Source organism: Streptomyces sp. S4.7 (genome assembly GCF_010384365.1).
In the GTDB taxonomy this organism is placed as follows: Bacteria; Actinomycetota; Actinomycetes; order Streptomycetales; family Streptomycetaceae; genus Streptomyces.
Map to the genome: position 1 here is coordinate 6,933,273 of NZ_CP048397.1, position 18,656 is coordinate 6,951,928.

General features: G+C 70.8%; 4 protein-coding genes. 2 read left to right on the top strand and 2 right to left on the bottom strand.

Going from position 1 to position 18,656, the window contains the following annotated elements; genetic code table 11:
• Positions 1 to 94 precede the first annotated feature (94 nt).
• Positions 95 to 15,157: a type I polyketide synthase gene (locus SSPS47_RS30715; RefSeq protein ID WP_164253756.1), complete on the top strand. Its 15,063-nt coding sequence runs from the start codon at positions 95 to 97 to the stop codon at positions 15,155 to 15,157.
• A gap of 109 nt (positions 15,158 to 15,266) precedes the next feature.
• On the opposite strand, the gene SSPS47_RS30720 is transcribed toward SSPS47_RS30715, so the two are convergent.
• Positions 15,267 to 15,887 carry a hypothetical protein gene (locus SSPS47_RS30720; protein WP_147879045.1) on the bottom strand — a complete coding sequence of 207 codons (621 nt, stop codon included), beginning with the start codon at positions 15,885 to 15,887 and terminating at the stop codon, positions 15,267 to 15,269.
• Between the two features lie 99 nt (positions 15,888 to 15,986).
• Entirely contained in the window at positions 15,987 to 17,039 is a 1,053-nt protein-coding gene (locus SSPS47_RS30725) for a 3-oxoacyl-ACP synthase III family protein (RefSeq protein WP_164253757.1), read from the bottom strand.
• A gap of 263 nt (positions 17,040 to 17,302) precedes the next feature.
• Between SSPS47_RS30725 and SSPS47_RS30730 the strand changes: the two genes are divergently transcribed.
• The gene (locus SSPS47_RS30730; protein WP_164253758.1) at positions 17,303 to 18,487 is read left to right on the top strand and encodes a cytochrome P450; all 1,185 of its coding nucleotides are present in this window, start codon (positions 17,303 to 17,305) and stop codon (positions 18,485 to 18,487) included.
• Positions 18,488 to 18,656: the final 169 nt, after the last annotated feature.

Consider the following 18,656-nt stretch of genomic DNA (forward strand, 5'->3'; position numbering starts at 1 on the left):
CCTTTAGCCGAGGTACCGAGCATCTAGCGGACAGCCGGGCAGTGTCAGTTCTCGCCTGCCTGGGCCACGTGGATGGTCGATGGGAGTGCCGACGATGTCGGTTGCCGGGCAGGAATCCCACCAGGACGCGGACCGGGACGGCAGCGCCTTCGCGGATCCCGCGGTGAACCGACGGCCCATCGCCGTCGTCGGCATGGCCTGCCGACTGCCCGGAGCGGGAGGACCGGACGACTTCTGGACCCTGCTGCGAGAGGGCCGGGACGCCGTCGGCCCGGCCCCCGAAGGCCGCTGGCCCGAGGGACCGCTCTCCCCCCAGGACCTCGTGGACGCCGGCCTGCTCAGCACCGCGCGGGCCGGATACCTGCCCCGCGTCGACGAGTTCGACCCCGCCTTCTTCGGTATCCCCCCGAAGGAAGCCGCCGCCGTCGACCCGCACCAGCGACTCGTCCTCGAACTCACCTGGGAAGCCCTCGAAGAGGCCGGTATCGTCCCCGCCACCCTCGACGGCGCCCCGATCGGTGTCTTCGTCGGCGCCATGGAGGACAGCTACGCGGCCGTCACCCGCGACCACGGCCCCGACGGCATCGGCAGGCACACCGCCACCGGACTCAACCGCGGAGTCATCGCCAACCGCGTCTCCTACACCCTGGGTCTGCGCGGCCCCAGCCTCACCGTCGACACCGCCCAGTCCTCCTCGCTGGTCGCCGTCCACCTCGCCTGCGAGAGCCTCCTGCGCGGCGAATCCGACGTCGCCCTGGCCGGCGGCGTGAACCTCGCCCTGGCCGGCGAGGGCTTCCTCACCGCCGCCCGCTTCGGCGCCCTCTCGCCGACCGGAGCCTGCCGCACCTTCGACGCCGGAGCCGACGGTTACGTCAGGGGCGAGGGAGGCGTCGTACTCGTCCTCAAGCCACTCGACCGCGCACTCGCCGACGGCGACACCGTGCACTGCCTCATCAGCTCCAGCGCGATGAACAACGACGGCAGCACCCAGGCACTCACCCAGCCCAGCCCCGACGCCCAGGAGCAGGTACTCAACGCCGCGTACCGGCGGGCGGGCCTCACAGCCGCGGAAGTGCAGTACGTGGAACTCCACGGCACCGGCACACGGCTCGGAGACCCCATCGAGGCGGCGGCCCTCGGCGCCTTCGCCGGATCCCTGCGCGGCTCCGAAGACCCCCTGCTGGTCGGCTCCGTCAAGACCAACGTCGGCCACCTCGAAGGCGCGGCCGGTATCACCGGCCTCCTCAAGACCATCCTCGCCGTACGCCACCGGCAGCTCCCCGCCAGCCTCCACTTCACCGAGGCCAACCCGCGGATCCCCCTCGATGAACTGCGCCTGCAGCTCGTACGGGAGACACGCTCCTGGCCCCACCCCGACCGGCAACTGACGGCCGGCGTCAGCTCCTTCGGCATGGGCGGCACCAACTGCCACGTGGTACTGCGGGAGTACGCCGCCGACACCACGGCGGCGACCACCGAGGACGTCGCACCGGCCGCGCAGAGCACCGCCGCACAGACCAACGGCGCAGAGACAACGGGCGCACGGAGCACAGGTGCGTCCACGACCGGCCCCCTGCCCTACGTCCTGTCGGCCCGCAGCGAACCCGCACTGCGGGACCAGGCCACCCGGCTGGCGGACTTCCTCGCCGAACAGCCCGCACACCGTCTCACCGACGTCGCGCACTCCCTCGCCGTACACCGGTCCGCCTTCGAACAACGCGCGGTCCTCTTCGCCCCCGACCGCGGAACACTCATCACCCACCTCACCGAACTGGCCGAGGGAAGGACCCCCGGAGGAGCCGCACGCGGCACCTCCCTCCGGGGCGGCACCGCCTTCCTCTTCGCCGGACAGGGCAGCCAGCGGCCGGGCATGGGACTCCAACTGGCCGACGCCTTCCCCGCGTTCCGCGCAGCCTTCGACTCCGTCTGCGCCGAGTTCGACCGGCACCTCGAAGTCCCGCTGCGCCGTGTCATCGCCGCTCCCGATGGCACCCCCGAAGCCGCCCTGCTCCACCGGACCGCCTACACCCAGCCCGCCCTCTTCGCCTACGAAACCGCCGCCTTCCGGCTCCTGGAGAGCTGGGGCGTACGGCCCGACTACCTCCTCGGCCACTCGATCGGCGAAATCGCCGCCGCCCACACCGCCGGTGTCCTGTCCCTCACCGACGCCTGCACGCTCGTCGCCGCCCGCGCACGGCTGATGCAGGAACTCCCCGCCGGCGGAGCCATGGTGGCGATCGAGGCCACCGAAGCGGAACTGGTCACCGAAGCGGAGGAGACGGGGGAGACCGGTCGCGTCGCCGTCGCGGCCGTCAACGGACCCAATGCCACCGTCATCGCCGGCGACGAGGAACCGGTACTGGCCGTCGCGGCCCGCTGGCACGCCAAGGGCCGCAGAACAAAACAACTCCGGGTCAGCCACGCCTTCCACTCCGCCCGCATGGACGGCATGCTCGACGCCTTCCGCGAGGTCGCCGAGTCGCTCACCTTCCACGCCCCGGACATCCCCGTCGTCTCCAACCTCACCGGACAGCTCGCGGACCCCGACGAACTCCGCACCGCCGACTACTGGGTGCGGCACGCGCGGCACACGGTGCGCTTCGCCGACGGCATGGAGCGACTGAGCGAACTCGACGTCACGACCTTCGTCGAACTCGGGCCCGACGCCACACTCACCACGATGGCGCGTGGCTGTGTCGACGACCCGGAGCCGGCCTTCGTACCCCTGAGCCGCCGGGACGGCCGCTCCGAGGCGGACGACGTGCTGGCCGCCGTCGCCACGGCGTACACGCACGGCGTCGCGGTCGACTGGAGCACCGCGCTCCTGCCCACGGGAGCGGCCAGGGTGCCGCTGCCCACCTATCCCTTCCAGCGGCGGAGCCACTGGCTGACACCCCGGCCGTCCGCGGGCTCCGTCGTACGCGAACTCTCCCCCGGGCGTGAACTCTCCGACGGGGCGGACCCGTTCGCGGAGGAGACCGGCGCGTCATCGCCGGACAGCCCCGCCCGCTCCAAGGCGGAATCCTGGCGAAACCGGCTCACCGGCCGGGACGCCCACGACGGCCGACGGCTCGTCCTCGACCTGATCCGCACCGAGGCCGCCGCGCTGCTGGGCCACGACTCCCCGGACGCCGTCGAGGAACGCCTGGCCTTCCGTGACCTCGGCTTCGACTCACTCGGCTCCGTCGAACTGCGCCACCGGCTGACGCTCGCCACCGGACTCGGCCTGCCCTCGTCCCTGCTGTTCGACCACCCCACCCCCCTACGACTGGCCGCCGCGCTCCGCGGTCAACTCGTCGGCGAATCAGCCGACTCGGCGCCGGTGACGGCGACCGGAGCCACCGACGAACCGCTCGCGATCGTGGGCATGGCCTGCCGGTACCCGGGCGGCAGCGACTCACCGGAGGCGCTGTGGCGACTGGTCGCCGAGGGCCACGACGTGATCGGACCGTTCCCCGGAGACCGGGGCTGGGATCTCGACGCCCTCTACCAGCCCGACCCCGAGAGCGCGCGGAACGGCACGTCGTACGTGCGTGAGGGCGGTTTCCTCCACGAGGCAGCCGAATTCGACGCCGCGCTCTTCGGTATCTCGCCCCGCGAGGCGCTGGCGATGGACCCGCAGCAGCGGCTGGTGCTGGAGACGGCGTGGGAAGCCTTCGAACGTGCCGGTGTCGACCCGCAGTCGTTGCGCGGCAGCAGGACAGGCGTGTTCGTGGGAGGCACCTTCCAGGAGTACGGGCCACGGCTGAGCGAGCAGGGCGACGGGGTGGCGGGACACCTGCTGACAGGCAGTGCGCCGAGTGTCGCGTCGGGCCGGGTGTCGTACGCGTTCGGGCTTGAGGGTCCGGCGGTGACGGTGGACACGGCGTGTTCGTCGTCGCTGGTGGCTTTGCATCTGGCGTGCCAGTCGCTGCGCAGTGGCGAGTCGTCGCTGGCGCTGGCCGGCGGTGTGACGGTGATGGCGAGTCCGAGCATGTTCGTGGAGTTCAGCCAACAGCGCGGTCTGGCGCCGGACGGCCGGTGCAAGCCGTTCGCGGCCGGTGCGGACGGCACCGGCTGGTCGGAGGGTGTGGGGCTGCTGCTGGTGGAGCGGTTGTCGGACGCCGTGCGCAACGGGCACGAGGTGCTCGCGGTGGTGAAGGGTTCGGCGGTCAACCAGGACGGCGCGTCGAACGGCCTTACCGCGCCCAACGGGCCTTCGCAGGAGCGGGTGATCCGTCAGGCGCTGGCGAACTCGGGTCTGTCGGCGGCGGATGTCCAGGCGGTGGAGGCGCACGGGACGGGTACGACGCTGGGTGACCCGATCGAGGCGCAGGCCATCCTTGCGACGTACGGGGAGGGGCGGCCGGAGGACGCTCCGCTGTGGCTGGGGTCGCTGAAGTCGAACATCGGTCACACGCAGGCGGCTGCCGGTGTGGGCGGTGTGATCAAGATGGTGATGGCGATGCGGGAGGGTGTGCTCCCGCGGACGCTGCACGTGGACGAGCCGACGCCGCACGTGGACTGGTCGGCGGGGGCGGTTGAGCTCCTGAGGGAGAACACCCCGTGGACGGTCGGGGAGGACCGGCCGAGGCGGGCCGGTGTGTCCTCGTTCGGGATCAGTGGCACGAACGCGCACGTGGTTCTTGAGCAGGCCCCGGCCGTCGAACCCGTCGATGCCGCAACGGACTTGGAAGAGACTGCGGGTGTGGTGGTGTGGCCGGTGTCGGGTCATACGGCTGATGCGTTGCGTGCCCAGGCCTTGCGGCTGCACGCGTGGCTGGAGGATCACCCCGACGCCGATCTTCCGGCGGTCGCGGATGCTCTTGCGGGGACGCGTGCGACGCTCGATCACCGTGCGGTCGTCTTCGGCACCGGACGCGGGCAGCTGCTGGACGCGCTGTCCGGTATCGCCGCAGGGACCCCGACCCCGCACGGGGTGACCGGGCGGTACCAGGCCGGGAAGCTCGCTGTGCTGTTCACCGGCCAGGGCTCCCAGTACCCCGGGATGGGACACGGCCTCTACACCACCCACCCCGCCTTCCGTGACGCCCTCGACGAGGCGTGCGCAGCCCTGGACCCGCACCTTCCGGTGCCGCTGCTCAGCGTGATGTTCGCCGGGCCCGGCACCCCGGAGGCGGACCTCCTGCACCACACCACCCACACCCAGCCCGCCCTCTTCGCCCTGGAGACAGCCCTCTACCGGCTCGTGGAGTCCTACGGGGTGCGCCCCGACGCGCTCGCCGGGCACTCCATCGGTGAACTCACCGCCGCCCACGCGGCGGGCGTGTTCACCCTCGCCGACGCCGCCGTTCTGGTCGCGACGCGTGCCCGGCTGATGGGGGAGCTGCCCGCCGGGCAGGGCACCATGCTCACCCTCCACACCACCCCCGACCACATCACCCCTCTTCTTGAGGGCACCACCCTGGAGATCGCCGCCCGCAACTCCCCCACCAACACCGTCGTCTCCGGCACCGTCTCCGACATCGAGACCCTCACCGCACGCGCGGCCGAGGCGGGGATCCGGACCCGTGCGCTGAACGTCAGCCACGCCTTCCACTCCGCCCACATGGACCCCGTCCTCGACACCTTCCGCACCACCCTCAGCACCCTCAACCCGCAGGCTCCCACACTGCCCGTCATCTCCAACCGCACCGGACAGCCCCTCACCCCCGAACAGGCCCTCTCACCCGACTACTGGACCGAACAGCTCCGCCACAGCGTCAACTACACCGACATCACCCACCATCTCGACACCACCGGCACCACCACCTACCTCGAACTCGGACCCGACACCACCCTCACCACCCTCACCACCCAGACCCTCCCCGACGCCACCGCCATCGGCACCCTCCACCCCAAACACCCCCACCACCACACCCTCCACACCGCACTCGCCACACTCCACACCCACCACACCCCCCTCACCTGGCCCACCACCACCCACCCCACCCACCACCACCCCACCCTCCCCACCTACGCCTTCCAACACCACCACTACTGGCTCAACGACACCCCAGCCATCCGGGACCTCACCTCCGCAGGGCTGGCCACCACCGACCACCCACTCCTCGGCGCAACCGTCGAGCAGGCCGAGAGCGGCGGCACGCTGCTCACCGGGCGATTCGCCCAGGCGGACCACTCGTGGATCGGCGATCACGTCATCCTCGGAGCGACCGTGCTCCCCGGAACCGCCCTCGTCGATGTGGTGATGCACGCGGCGGAGCACGTCGGGTGCGACACGATCGAGGAGTTGACGCTCGAAGCGCCCCTCGTGGTCACCGAGAAGGACGCGGTGCAGATTCAGGTCGCCGTCGGCGCTCCGGACGAGACCGGCGGGCGTTCGCTCGTCGTGTACTCGCGCCAGGCCCCCGCCCCGGTGGACGAGCCCTGGTCACGCCATGCGCGCGGCCGGCTGGTGGCCGAACCCGCCGCCGCCCCCGCTGACTTCGACTGGCTGCCCGCCGGGGCGCAGCCGCTGTCACTCACCGACGCCTACGACATGCTGGCTCTCCGGGGCTATGAGTACGGCCCGCAGTTCCGAGGGCTTACGGCGGCCTGGCGTTCGGGCGACGAGGTGTTCGCCGAGGTGCGGCTGCCGGACGGCGAACCCGACTCGGCCGACGCCCCGTTCGCCATTCACCCGGCTCTCTTCGACGCGGTCCTGCACGCGACCCTGCTCTTTGGCCTGGCTGCCGAATCGCCGGACGAGGCGCAGGACGGCCTTCGCCTGCCCTTCGCATGGTCGGGGGTGCGCGTCCATGCCGTCGGGGGCCCGGCGGTCCGGGCTCGTATCCGCCCCACCGGTGAGGACACGGTCTCCCTCACCATCACGGACGAGGCGGGCGGACCGGTCGCGTCCGTCGAGTCTCTGGCCTTCCGCCGTGCGTCGGCTGCCCAGCTCTCTTCCGCCCGGTCGAACGCCGACGTGGCCGCCCATTACGTCGTCGAGTGGAACGCTCTGGCGGGCCGCGTCTGGCAGCCGGCCCTGTCGCCGCATAGATGGGCCAGTGTCGGCGCGCCGACACTCGGTCTTCTGGATGACTCGGCCCTCTACGGGAACATGACCGAGCTCGGTGCGGCCGTCGCCGAAGGCGCGACCGTGCCCGACTTCGTATCGCTCACCGTTTCCTCGGAGGCCGCCGACGACCTGGCGGACACGGCGAATCGCACAACGCAGCACGTCCTGAGGGAACTTCAGGTCTTCGCGGCGGACGCCAGGCTGGCGGATGCGATGCTCGTCGTCGTGACGCGGGGCGCGGTGGCGGCGGGGGAGGGCGAACTGCCGGGGCTTTCGGCCGCGCCCGTATGGGGCCTGGTCCGCAGCGCGCAGGCCGAGAACCCGGGCCGCTATCTGCTGGTCGACCTCGATCCGGCAGCCGCTGAGGGCCTGCCCCCGCACCACCTCACCGCCGCTGTACAGAGCGCGGTGGCGGCCGACGAGCGGCAGATCGCCCTGCGGGGCGAGACGGCCCTCGTGCCACGCCTCGGCCGTCTCGACCTCTCCCCGGCGCAGCCGGAGAACCCCTGGGACGGCGCCGGTACGGTCCTGATCACCGGCGGTACCGGAGCGCTCGGCGCGGCGGTCGCACGTCATCTGGTCGTACGGCATGCCGTCCCGAGCCTGCTGCTGACCGGACGTCGGGGTGCGGAGGCCCCCGGTGCCGCCGAACTACGCGCGGAACTAAGGGCGTTGGGTGTCGAAGTCATCGTCGCCGCATGTGACACCACGGACGCCGACGCGCTGGCCGCGCTGCTCGGCGAGGTCCCCGACACCTATCCGCTGACGGGTGTCGTCCACGCGGCAGGTGTCCTGGACGACGGCCTCATCCACACCATGACACCGGACCAGCTCGAACGCGTACTGCGCCCGAAGGTGGACACCGCGACACACCTGCACCATCTGACCCGGGACCTGGACCTCTCGGTCTTCGTCACCTTCTCGTCGGTGTTCGGTGTGCTCGGCAACGCGGGGCAGGCCAACTACGCCGCTGCGAACTCCTTCCTGGACGCGCTGATGCAGCACCGCCGGGCCGCCGGGCTGCCGGGTACATCGCTGGCCTGGGGACTCTGGGACACCGAATCGGGAATCACCCGTCACTTGAACGCGGCCGACGTGGCGAGGATGGAACGCAACGGCGTACTGGCGCTGGCCCCCGAGGACGCCCTGCCGCTGCTCGACTCGGGCTGTGCCACCGGCAACGCCCTTGTAGTACCGACGCGTTGGAACCTCAACTCGTTGCGCGCCCAGGCCATGGCCGGCCAACTCCCGCCCGTACTGCGCTCGCTCGCGCCCTCGACCGGCCGCCCCGGCACCGCGTCGGGCCGCCCGGGGACACGTAGCCCTTCGGCGTCGCTCACCGTCCGGCTCACCGGCCTGAACAAGGCCGAGCAGGAGACCCTGATCCGCGACCTGCTCCGCACCGAGGTCGCCACCAGCCTCGGGCACGTGGCGCCCGAACAAGTCGACCTGGCCGACAGTTTCAAGGCCCTCGGGTTCGACTCGCTCACATCGGTCGATCTGCGCAACAGGCTCAGTTCGAGCACTGGTCTGCGGCTTCCTGCCACGCTGCTGTTCGACTACCCGACACCTGCCGCACTCGTCGAATACGTGTGGTCGTCCGCCACCGAGGCCGCCGCCGCCACGATCGCCGGGGAAACCGCCGTCGCGGTGACCACACCTCGGTCGGACGACGAGCCGATCGCGATCGTCGGCATGGCGTGCCGCTTCCCCGGCGGAGTGACCTCGCCGGAGGACCTGTGGCGCCTCGTCGCCGAACACACCGACGCCATAAGCGAGTTCCCGACCAACCGGAACTGGAATCTGGAGGAGCTCTACAGCCCGGACCCCGACCACTCAGGCACCTCGTACACCAGCGAGGGCGGCTTCCTGCACGACGCCGACGCCTTCGACGCCGCGTTCTTCGGTATCTCGCCACGCGAGGCGCTGGCGATGGACCCGCAGCAACGGCTGCTGCTGGAGACGGCGTGGGAGACGCTGGAACGCTCGGGCATCGACCCCACCTCGCTCAAGGGGAGCGCGACCGGTGTCTTCGTCGGTGCGATGTACCACGACTACGCCCACTGGGCCGAGCAGGCGCGGGAGAGCGCGGAAGGCTTCGCGCTCACGGGCACGTTCGGCAGCATCATGTCCGGTCGGATCGCTTACAACCTGGGGCTCCAGGGCCCCGCGCTGAGCATCGACACGGCGTGCTCGTCTTCGCTGGTCGCGCTGCATCTGGCGTGCGAGTCGCTGCGCAAGGGCGAGTCGTCTCTGGCGCTGGCCGGCGGAGTCGCGGTGATGTCGACGCCGAACACCTTCGTGGAGTTCAGCCGGCAGCGTGGTCTGGCGCCCGATGGCCGGTGCAAGCCGTTCGCGGCGAGTGCGGACGGTACGGGCTGGTCGGAGGGTGTGGGGCTGCTGCTGGTGGAGCGGCTGCCGGACGCCAAGCGGAACGGGCACGAGATCCTGGCGGTGGTGCGGGGGTCGGCGGTCAACCAGGACGGTGCGTCGAACGGTCTTACCGCGCCCAACGGACCTTCGCAGCAGCGCGTGATCCGTCAGGCACTCGCGAACGCGGGACTGTCGGTGGCGGACGTGGACGCGGTGGAGGCGCACGGAACGGGCACGACGCTCGGCGACCCGATCGAGGCCCAGGCGCTGCTGGACACCTACGGCAAGGACCGCTCGTCCGAACAGCCCCTTTGGCTCGGGTCGTTGAAGTCGAACATCGGGCACGCGCAGGCGGCTGCGGGTGTGGGCGGTGTGATCAAGATGGTGATGGCGATGCGGGAGGGCGTACTCCCGCAGACGCTGCACGTGGACGAGCCGACGCCGCATGTCGACTGGTCGGCGGGAGCCGTTGAACTCCTCAGGGAGAACACCCCCTGGACGGTCGGGGAGGACCGGCCGAGGCGGGCCGGTGTGTCCTCGTTCGGGATGAGCGGTACGAACGCGCACGTGATTCTGGAACAGGCCCCGGCGGCTGAAGTCACCGAGCCCGCAACGGAGTCCGACCCTGAGGACGGGGCGGGTGTGCTGGTGTGGCCGGTGTCCGGTCACACATCCGACGCGCTGGGTGCCCAGGCTTCCCGGCTGCACGCACACCTTGCCGCGCATCCGGAGGTCACGGCCGAGCAGGTCGCGCACGCCCTGACCACCACTCGTGCGGCGCTGACCCACCGGGGTGCGGTGGTCGCGACGGAGTACGCCGAGCTGATGGAGGGGCTGGCGGCCCTGGGCGAGGGCGCTCCCAGTGCGCATGTCGTGAGCGGTGTGACACGACCGCAGGGCAAGACGGTGTTCGTCTTCCCCGGCCAGGGAGCCCAGTGGCCGCTCATGACCGCCGACCTCCTGTCGACCGAGCCCGTCTACGCCCAGTCCATCGACGCGTGCGCGAAAGCCCTGGCCCCGTACGTCGACTGGTCGCTGCGGGATGTCCTGACCGATCCGGCCGGGGAACTGCTGGAGCGTGTCGACGTCGTCCAGCCCGCGTTGTTCGCGGTCATGGTCTCCCTCGCCCGGCTGTGGGAGCACCACGGGACCAGCGCGGACGCGGTCATCGGTCACTCGCAGGGTGAGATCGCCGCGGCCCACATCGCCGGGGCGCTGAGCCTGGAGGACGCGGCGAAGATCGTCGCCTTGCGGAGCAAGGCCCTGACCTCCCTGACCGGGCGCGGCACCATGGCCTCGGTCACCCTGCCGCACGAACAGGTCACCGAACAGATCGCCGGATACGACAGCCTCTCGGTCGCCGTCATCAACTCCCCCACCCACACCGTCATCTCCGGCACCACCGAGGACATCCACACCTACCTCGACCACTGCCAGACGAACAACATCCAGACCAGGCTTCTCCCGGTCGACTACGCCTCCCACAGCCCCCACGTCGAAGCCCTCGAAGAACACCTCCTCACAGTCCTCGCGGACATCACCCCGCAGGCCGCGAGCATCCCCTTCCACTCCACCACCCACCCCGCCCAGACTCCCACCGACACCACCACCCTCAACAACACCTACTGGTACGACAACCTCCGCCAACCCGTCCACTTCCACACCACCCTCACCCACCTCAACAACACCGGCCACACCACCTACATCGAAACAAGCCCCCACCCCACCCTCACCACCCCCATCAACCAAACCAACGAAGAAACCAACGACACGCCGCTGACCGTCACCGGAACCCTCCGACGCCACCAGCACGGACCCACCCAGTTCCGCCTCGCCCAGGCCACCCTCCACACCCACAACACACCCACCACCTGGCCCACCCCCACCACCCAACCCACCACCCTCCCCACCTATGCCTTCCAACACCAGCACTACTGGCTCAACACACCTACCGGCGGCGGCAGCGACCCCACCACCCTCGGACTCCAACACACCAACCACCCACTCCTCGGCGCGGCGATAGACGCGGCGACCGAAGACCGGACCACCACCTTCACCGGCACGCTCTCCCTCCGCACCCACCCCTGGCTCGCCGATCACAGCGTCACCGGCACCACCCTCGTACCCGCGGCGCTCTTTCTTGAGCTGGCTTTCCGGGCCGGTGACGAGGTCGGGTGCGACTCCGTCGAGGAGCTGATGCTCAAGGCGCCGCTGGTGCTGCACGGGTCGGAGACGGTTCGCCTCCAGGTGGTCGTGGAGAGGGCGGACGACGCCGGGCGCTGTTCGCTGACCGTGTTCTCCAGCTCCAAGGACGCCGACGAGTGGACGCGGCACGCGGAGGGAGTGCTCGGAACGTCGGCGGACTCCGTGACCGGAGCCGGGTTCGCCTGGCCGCCGGCCGGTGGCCAGGACGTCGAGCGGGTCCCGGCCGAGGAGTTCTACGCCGATCTGGCCGACCGTGGCTATGACTACGGGGACGCCTTCCGCGGAGTGCGGGAGCTGTGGCGGGAAGGCGAGGTGATCAGCGCCGAGGTCGTGCTGCCCGAGTCCGTACGCGCGGACGCCGAGCGGTTCGGTATGCATCCGGCGCTGCTGGACGCCGTTCTGCATACGGCGCTCGGGGGCGCCGGCGGCGGTGTTCTGGTGCCGTTCGTGCTCTCGGGTGTGACGCTCGGCCGGAGCGGAGCGTCGGTCGTGCGCGTACGTGTGACGCCGACCGGTGAGGACGCGGTGCGCGTCGATGTGGCGGACCCGGCAGGGCAGTTGGTACTGACAGTGGCTTCGCTGGTCCTGCGGCCTGCCGTGGGCCTGGAGGCCGCGCGGGCCGCCGCGACGGCGGATCTCCCGTACACCGTGGAGTGGACCCCGGGTCGTCTCGCCGCCACAGCCACCGCCACTACCTCCGCATCCGCATCCGCCACCGCCGAGGAGGCGACTCCCGCGTGTGCGGTGCTCGGTGACGACTCCTGGAGGCTGACGGCCGCGCTGGAAGGCATGGGTGTCCCGGTGGTGAGCGTGTCCGGCAACGGCGCCGGCGACGGCCCCGAGTTCGTCCTGCTCCCGGTCGGAGCCCCGGCCGGCGGTACGGCGGACGGGGTCCCCGCTGCCGTACGACAGGCGACGGGGGAGGTGCTCGCCGAGCTTCAGCGGTGGCTGTCGGAGGAGCAGGATCAGGCGCAGCAGCGGGCCGCCGGGGCGCGGCTGGTGGTCGTCACACACGATGCCGTCACCACCGGTACCGGCGAGGAGTCCGTCGATCTGTCCGCCGCCGCGGTGTGGGGCCTGGTCCGCAGCGCGGTCACCGAGAACCCCGACCGTTTCCTGCTCGCGGACCTCGACCGTCATGAGGACTCCCTCTCCACGCTCATCCCGGCGCTGCGCGCCGCCGTACGCCACGGTGAACCGCAGTTCGCCGTCCGGAAGGGCTCCACGCTGGTGCCCAGGCTCGCGCGGCCGACCGGGCCGGGCTCCGCTCTCGTACCGCCGTCGCACACCGGCTGGCGTCTGGAGACGACCAGTCCGGGCACGCTGGAGCAGCTCGCCTTCATCCCCACCTCCCATGCCGACGAGCCCTTGGCCGCCGGCGAGATCCGGGTCGCGATCCGCGCCGCCGGAATGAACTTCCGGGACGTGCTGATCTCACTCGGTATGTATCCGGGTGCGGCGATCATGGGCAGTGAAGGCGCGGGCGTCGTTCTGGAGGTCGGGCCGGGGGTCACGGACCTCGGCGTGGGCGACCAGGTGATGGGCCTCTTCCTGGGCGGTGCGTTCGGACCGGTCTCGGTGACGGACCGGCGGATGGTGGTCCGGATGCCGTCCGGCTGGTCGTACGAGGAAGCCGCGGCGATTCCAGTCGTCTTCCTGACCGCCTACTTCGGCCTGGTCGACCTGGCGGGGGTACGGCCGGGGGAGAAGCTGCTCGTCCACGCGGCGACGGGCGGTGTCGGCATGGCGGCCATCCAGCTCGCCCGCCACTGGGGGCTGGAAGTGTTCGGGACCGCGAGCCCGGCGAAGCGGGAACTGCTGCGTTCCCTGGGGGTGGACGCCGGGCACGCGGCGTCCTCGCGCGACCTGGACTTCGAGGAACGGTTCCGGGAGACGACGGACGGCAAGGGCGTGGACGTCGTACTCAACTCTCTGGCACGGGAGTTCGTCGACGCCTCGCTCGGGCTGCTGGCACCGGGCGGCAGGTTCCTGGAGATGGGCAAGACCGACATCCGGGGAGCGGACGAACTCGCCGAGCGGTGGCCCGGGATCCGATACGACGCCTACGACCTGCGCGAGGTCGACCCCGACCGGATCGCGGAAATGCTGGCGGATCTGCGTGAGCTGTTCGAGAGCGGTGCGCTGACCTCTCTGCCGGTCCAGCCGTGGGACGTGCGCGAGGCTCCCGAGGCGTTCCGCTTCATGAGCCAGGCCCGGCACACCGGCAAGATGGTCCTGACCGTGCCGCGCACGCTCGACCCGGACGGGACGGTACTGATCACCGGCGGTGTCGGGGTACTGGGCGGGCTGCTCGCCCGGCATCTGATCACCACTCATGGTGTGCGGCACCTGATGCTGACGAGCCGCCGGGGACCCGCGGCCGACGGCGCCGACGAACTGCGCGCGGAACTCACCGCGATGGGCGCCGAGGTGACGGTGGCGGCCTGTGACGCGGCGGACCGCGAGGCCCTTGCGGAGCTGCTGGCCGGCGTCCCGTCCGACCGGCCGCTGACAGCCGTCGTGCACGCGGCCGGCATTGTGGACGACGCGCTGCTCGGCGCGCTGGACACCGGCCGGCTGGACCGCGTCCTGCGGCCGAAGGTCGACGCGGCGCTCAATCTGCACGAGCTGACGCGGGACGCCGATCTGGCGGCCTTCGTCCTGTTCTCCTCGGCTGCCGGTGTCTTCGGTACCCCCGGCCAGGCGAACTACGCCGCCGCCAACGCCTTCCTCGACGCGCTCGCCGGGCGCCGCAGGGCGCAGGGTCTGCCCGCCACCTCTCTGGCCTGGGGCTACTGGGCACAGACCAGCGGCATGACCGCCCATATGGGGCAGGCGGACATCGCGCGCCTGTCCCGGCAGGGCATCGCGCCGCTCGCCGCCGACGCGGGGCTGGCGATGTTCGACGCCGCCCTGCGCACGCCCTACGCGCAACTCGTCCCCGTGGCACTCGACCTTCCGGCGCTGCGCGGCCAGGCGGAGAGCGGTGAACTACCCGCGCTGCTCAGTGGGTTGGTACGCGTCGCCGTACGCAGGGCCGCCGCGGCGGGTGAGACTGCGCGCGGTGACGGCCAGTCGCTCGCCGAGCGGCTGATGCCCCTGCCCGAGGCCCGCCGTCTGGAGGAACTGCTCGCCGTGGTGCGCGCAAACACCGCCGTCGTCCTCGGCCACGGCTCGGCGGACGGGCTGGAGGCCGACCGTACGTTCAAGGAGTTCGGCTTCGACTCGCTGACCGCCGTGGAGCTGCGCAACCGCCTGAACGCGGCCACCGGTCTGCGCCTGGCGGCCACACTGATCTTCGACTACCCCACGCCCCAGGCGCTCGCCGCACATCTGCGCGACGAATTGGGACTCGAAGGCGCCGGGGCCGAGCCGTCCGTCCTCGGAGAACTGAAGCGACTGGAAGCCGCCTTGGCCGTACGGCCGGACGCCGGGACCCGCGCCGAGGTGGAGACGCGGCTGCGGACACTGCTGCGGCGGCTGGACGAGGACGAGTCGTCGCAGCGCGAGTCGGGTCTGGACGACGCGACCGATGACGAGATGTTCGCCCTGATCGAGCAGGAACTCGGCCTGGAGTGAGTGCGGCGTTGCCGCTCCCACCGTGTGTGAGGAGCGGCAACGCCGGAGCGAGAACGACGGAGCCGCCGGGGAGATCCCCGGCGGCTCCGTCGTCCGTGCGCGTCCGGTGTCAGCGGCGCAGTTCGTACCGCGACTCGGCGGCCGTCATGGAGTTGATGACCCAGGACAGGGTGCCGCTCATGCCGGCCCAGGGGCCGTCCCAGCAGGCGACCTGGATGGTGGTGCGGCCCCCGGCGAGCTGGGCCTCCATCTCGGTGTAGCCGAAGGCGAACAGCTTGTTGCCCTGCACGGTGGACGTGACGAGCGAGACCGTGAAGTGGTGCCCGGTCTCCGGGTCCTTGCGGATGATCCGCAGCCGCCCGGTGTCCGCGCCGATCTCCTCGCGGTCGGAGTTGTAGATTTTCTCCGTCACCAGGACGAGGTCCCCGACGCTCGGCCCCTCGGGGCTCAGCGGGGTGTACTCGCGGTCGGCCACTTCCTGGATCACCTTCTCCAGCAGCACGAGTTCGCCGCGCTCGTCCGGCGCGTCCGGGGCAGAGATCTCCGCGAGCGGACGGGGTACGGCAGCCGCGACCGCCCGCGCGGTGGAGCGGGCCAGCACGGCGAGATCGGGCAGCCGGGTGTCGTCCGCCGAGTAGTCGGCGTCGATGATCTGGCGCCACGAGCCGACGAGCGCGTCGATGACGGGGTTGTAGGTCAGCGGGGTCGTCGGATCGATGGAAGTGGTCATGCGGGACGTTTCCTTCTGTCGGGCGGACGTACTCCTGGCAGGCTGCGCGGAGACGGGACGGGAGACCGGTGACGAGAGACGACAGGGGGCGGACGGTGCTCAGGCGGTGGCCGGCTGCTCCAGCGCGTACCCGGACCTGATCCATTTGCTGGCCTCGATGCTGATGCCCACCGCGCGGTCGCCGGGGTTGAGCCGGGGCAGCAGGAGTTCGAGCTGGAAGTACGGGATCGCGTTGCCGGTGTTGCCGATCTCCGTCACCCGGCTGATGGGTTCGGAACCGGGCAGGGCGAGATGGGAGAGCGTACGGTCGGTCATCCGCGCCGAGAGTTGCGGCGGCAGGATGTACCGCACCTGCTCGGCATCCCAACTCAGCTCGTGCAGAAGGTGTTTGAGGGCATCGGCCGCCATCGGCGCCGCCGTGGTCTCGATCGCCTTGAAGTCCTCCGACGCGGGTACGCCGTCCTCGCCGGAGACCGCACGGCCGAACCAGTAGACGGTCTGACCCGGCGCGCGGCCCGCGCCGACCAGCCGCGAGTGCGCATGTGTGAGGACCGGACGTCCCTCGGCGGGCGCGGTGCCGAGCACGGCCGCGCCGACCCCGTCCCCGAAGATCAGCCCGTTGACCTGTACCTCCAGCGGTACGCTCGCCGCGTCGACGTCCGGGCTGGTGTGTTTGGCGCTGGTGTCACCGCCGATGACGAGCGCAGTGCGGTACGCCCCGCCCCGCAGCAGATCCTGTGTGATCTCCAGGGCCTGGACGGCGCCGGTGCAACCGGACTGGAGCTGGTAGACGGGCACGCCCGCGATGCCGACGCGGCCGGCGATCCGGCTGACGGTGGAGGGGGCCAGATGGTCCGGCGTGGCCGTACTCATGACCACGACGTCGATGTCACCGGCGGCCACCCCGGCGTTCGCCAGCGCACCGCGCGCGGCGATCTCCCCGAGATCGGTGAGGCTGTGGCTGGTCTTGCCCGTGCCGAGGTCGACCGCCAGGTGCCGGCTGCGCGTCCCGATGAACTCGTCCACCCACTGGCGCCACACCGTCGGCATTCCGTAGTGCGCGGCGATGTCCTCGTTGGTGACCGGGGGACCGGGCAGCGCCGTGCCCACCCCGTGGACGAATACCTGGGCACCGTTGAGGGGGACACCCATTGCGAAGACCTCCCGGCTGACGTACCGCGGAAAAACGGAGAGAAAGGGGACGCCGAATACAGAGCGCGCCGAATATCATGTTGATCAGTCACGCTAAAGCCACGCTTGCACCCCGTTAACATCGGTGCTCCCCAAGCCTTTCGGGGCTGTCTGCCTGTTCGTTCCGCGACTTATGCTGCGAACGGTCCGGGCTTCGGCGACGGGGGAATTCGTCAACCGTCGCTCCCCACCGTCGCGTTGTAAATTCGGTACGGAGTGAGAAGATGGCAGAAGAAACCACCCCTGGCACACCGGGAGCCGAGTCGCCCGGTCCCGTCGCCGCTCTGATGGGCCAGCTCGCGATGGCGCGGGCCTTCAAAAGCGTCGTCTTCGACGACAACACGAAGACGTGGCAGGTGGTGCGCTACGACGAGGCCGTGCAAGTGCTCACCGACGCCTCGACGTTCTCCGCCCAGCTCGACCGCGTGATGCCCCTTGGCACCGTCAACCGCGGCAACCTCGGCTTCATGGACCCGCCGGAACACAACCAGGCCCGCGCACTCGTCGGCCAGGCGTTCACCCCGCGCACCGTCCAGGAACTCGGGGCCAGGATGGAGACCGTCACCGAGGAGCTCCTCACCGGCCTCGCGGGCCGCGGCGAGTTCGACCTCATCGCCGACTTCGCCTACACGCTGCCCGTCATCACGATCGCCGAACTCCTCGGTGTACCGGCCGAGGACCGTGCCCTGTTCCACAAGTGGGCCCAGGCGCGCGCCTCCACGACGAGCGCGGTCACCGACGTCCTGAAGGACGAGAAGGTCATGGGCGCCCTGCGCGAACAGACCGAGTACTTCAGCGAGCACGCCAGGGCCCGCCGCAAGAACCCCGGTGACGACCTCCTCAGCCAGCTCACCCAGGCCGAACTCGACGGCGACCGGTTGGACGAGGAGGAGATCGCCAACTTCGCCGGGCTGCTCCTGATGGCCGGACATGTCACGGCCACCTCGGTCATCGCCAGCGCCGTACTGGCCCTGGACGACCATCCCGACCAGGCCGCGGCGCTGCGGGCGGACCCCGCCCTGCTGCCCGGCGCTATCGAGGAGACCGTCCGCTACTACCCGCCGCTCAGCCAGGCCTTCCGGGTCACCACGCGAGAGGTGGAGCTGGGCGGGGAGACGATCCCCGAGGGGCAGATCGTCGTGGCGTGGATGCTCTCCGCCAACCACGACGAACGCCGGTTCACCGACCCCCAGAAGTTCGACATCCGCCGCGACCCCAACCCGCACATCGGGTTCAGCCGGGGCGTGCACTTCTGCCTGGGTGCCGCGCTCGCCCGGCTGGAGATCCGCATCGCGCTGGAGGGGCTGTACCGGCACTTCCCGAACCTCAAGGTCCTGCCCGGCACCGAGTGGCACGACAACCTGCGGCTCATCGGCCCCCGCTATCTGCCGGTCGGCACCGGCAGCTGACAGCCGAACGTACGCGCGATCCGCGTCCCGCCCCCGAAGGCCGGACGCGGATCACGCGTGCCCGCAAAGCGTGGCCCCGCACCGGTCGGCGCGGCATCACCCGGTCGCCGCTCCCCCCGAAACACGCCCTAGTGGGCCTTTAGGGGTGCTGATGAGCATGACTGCTCAC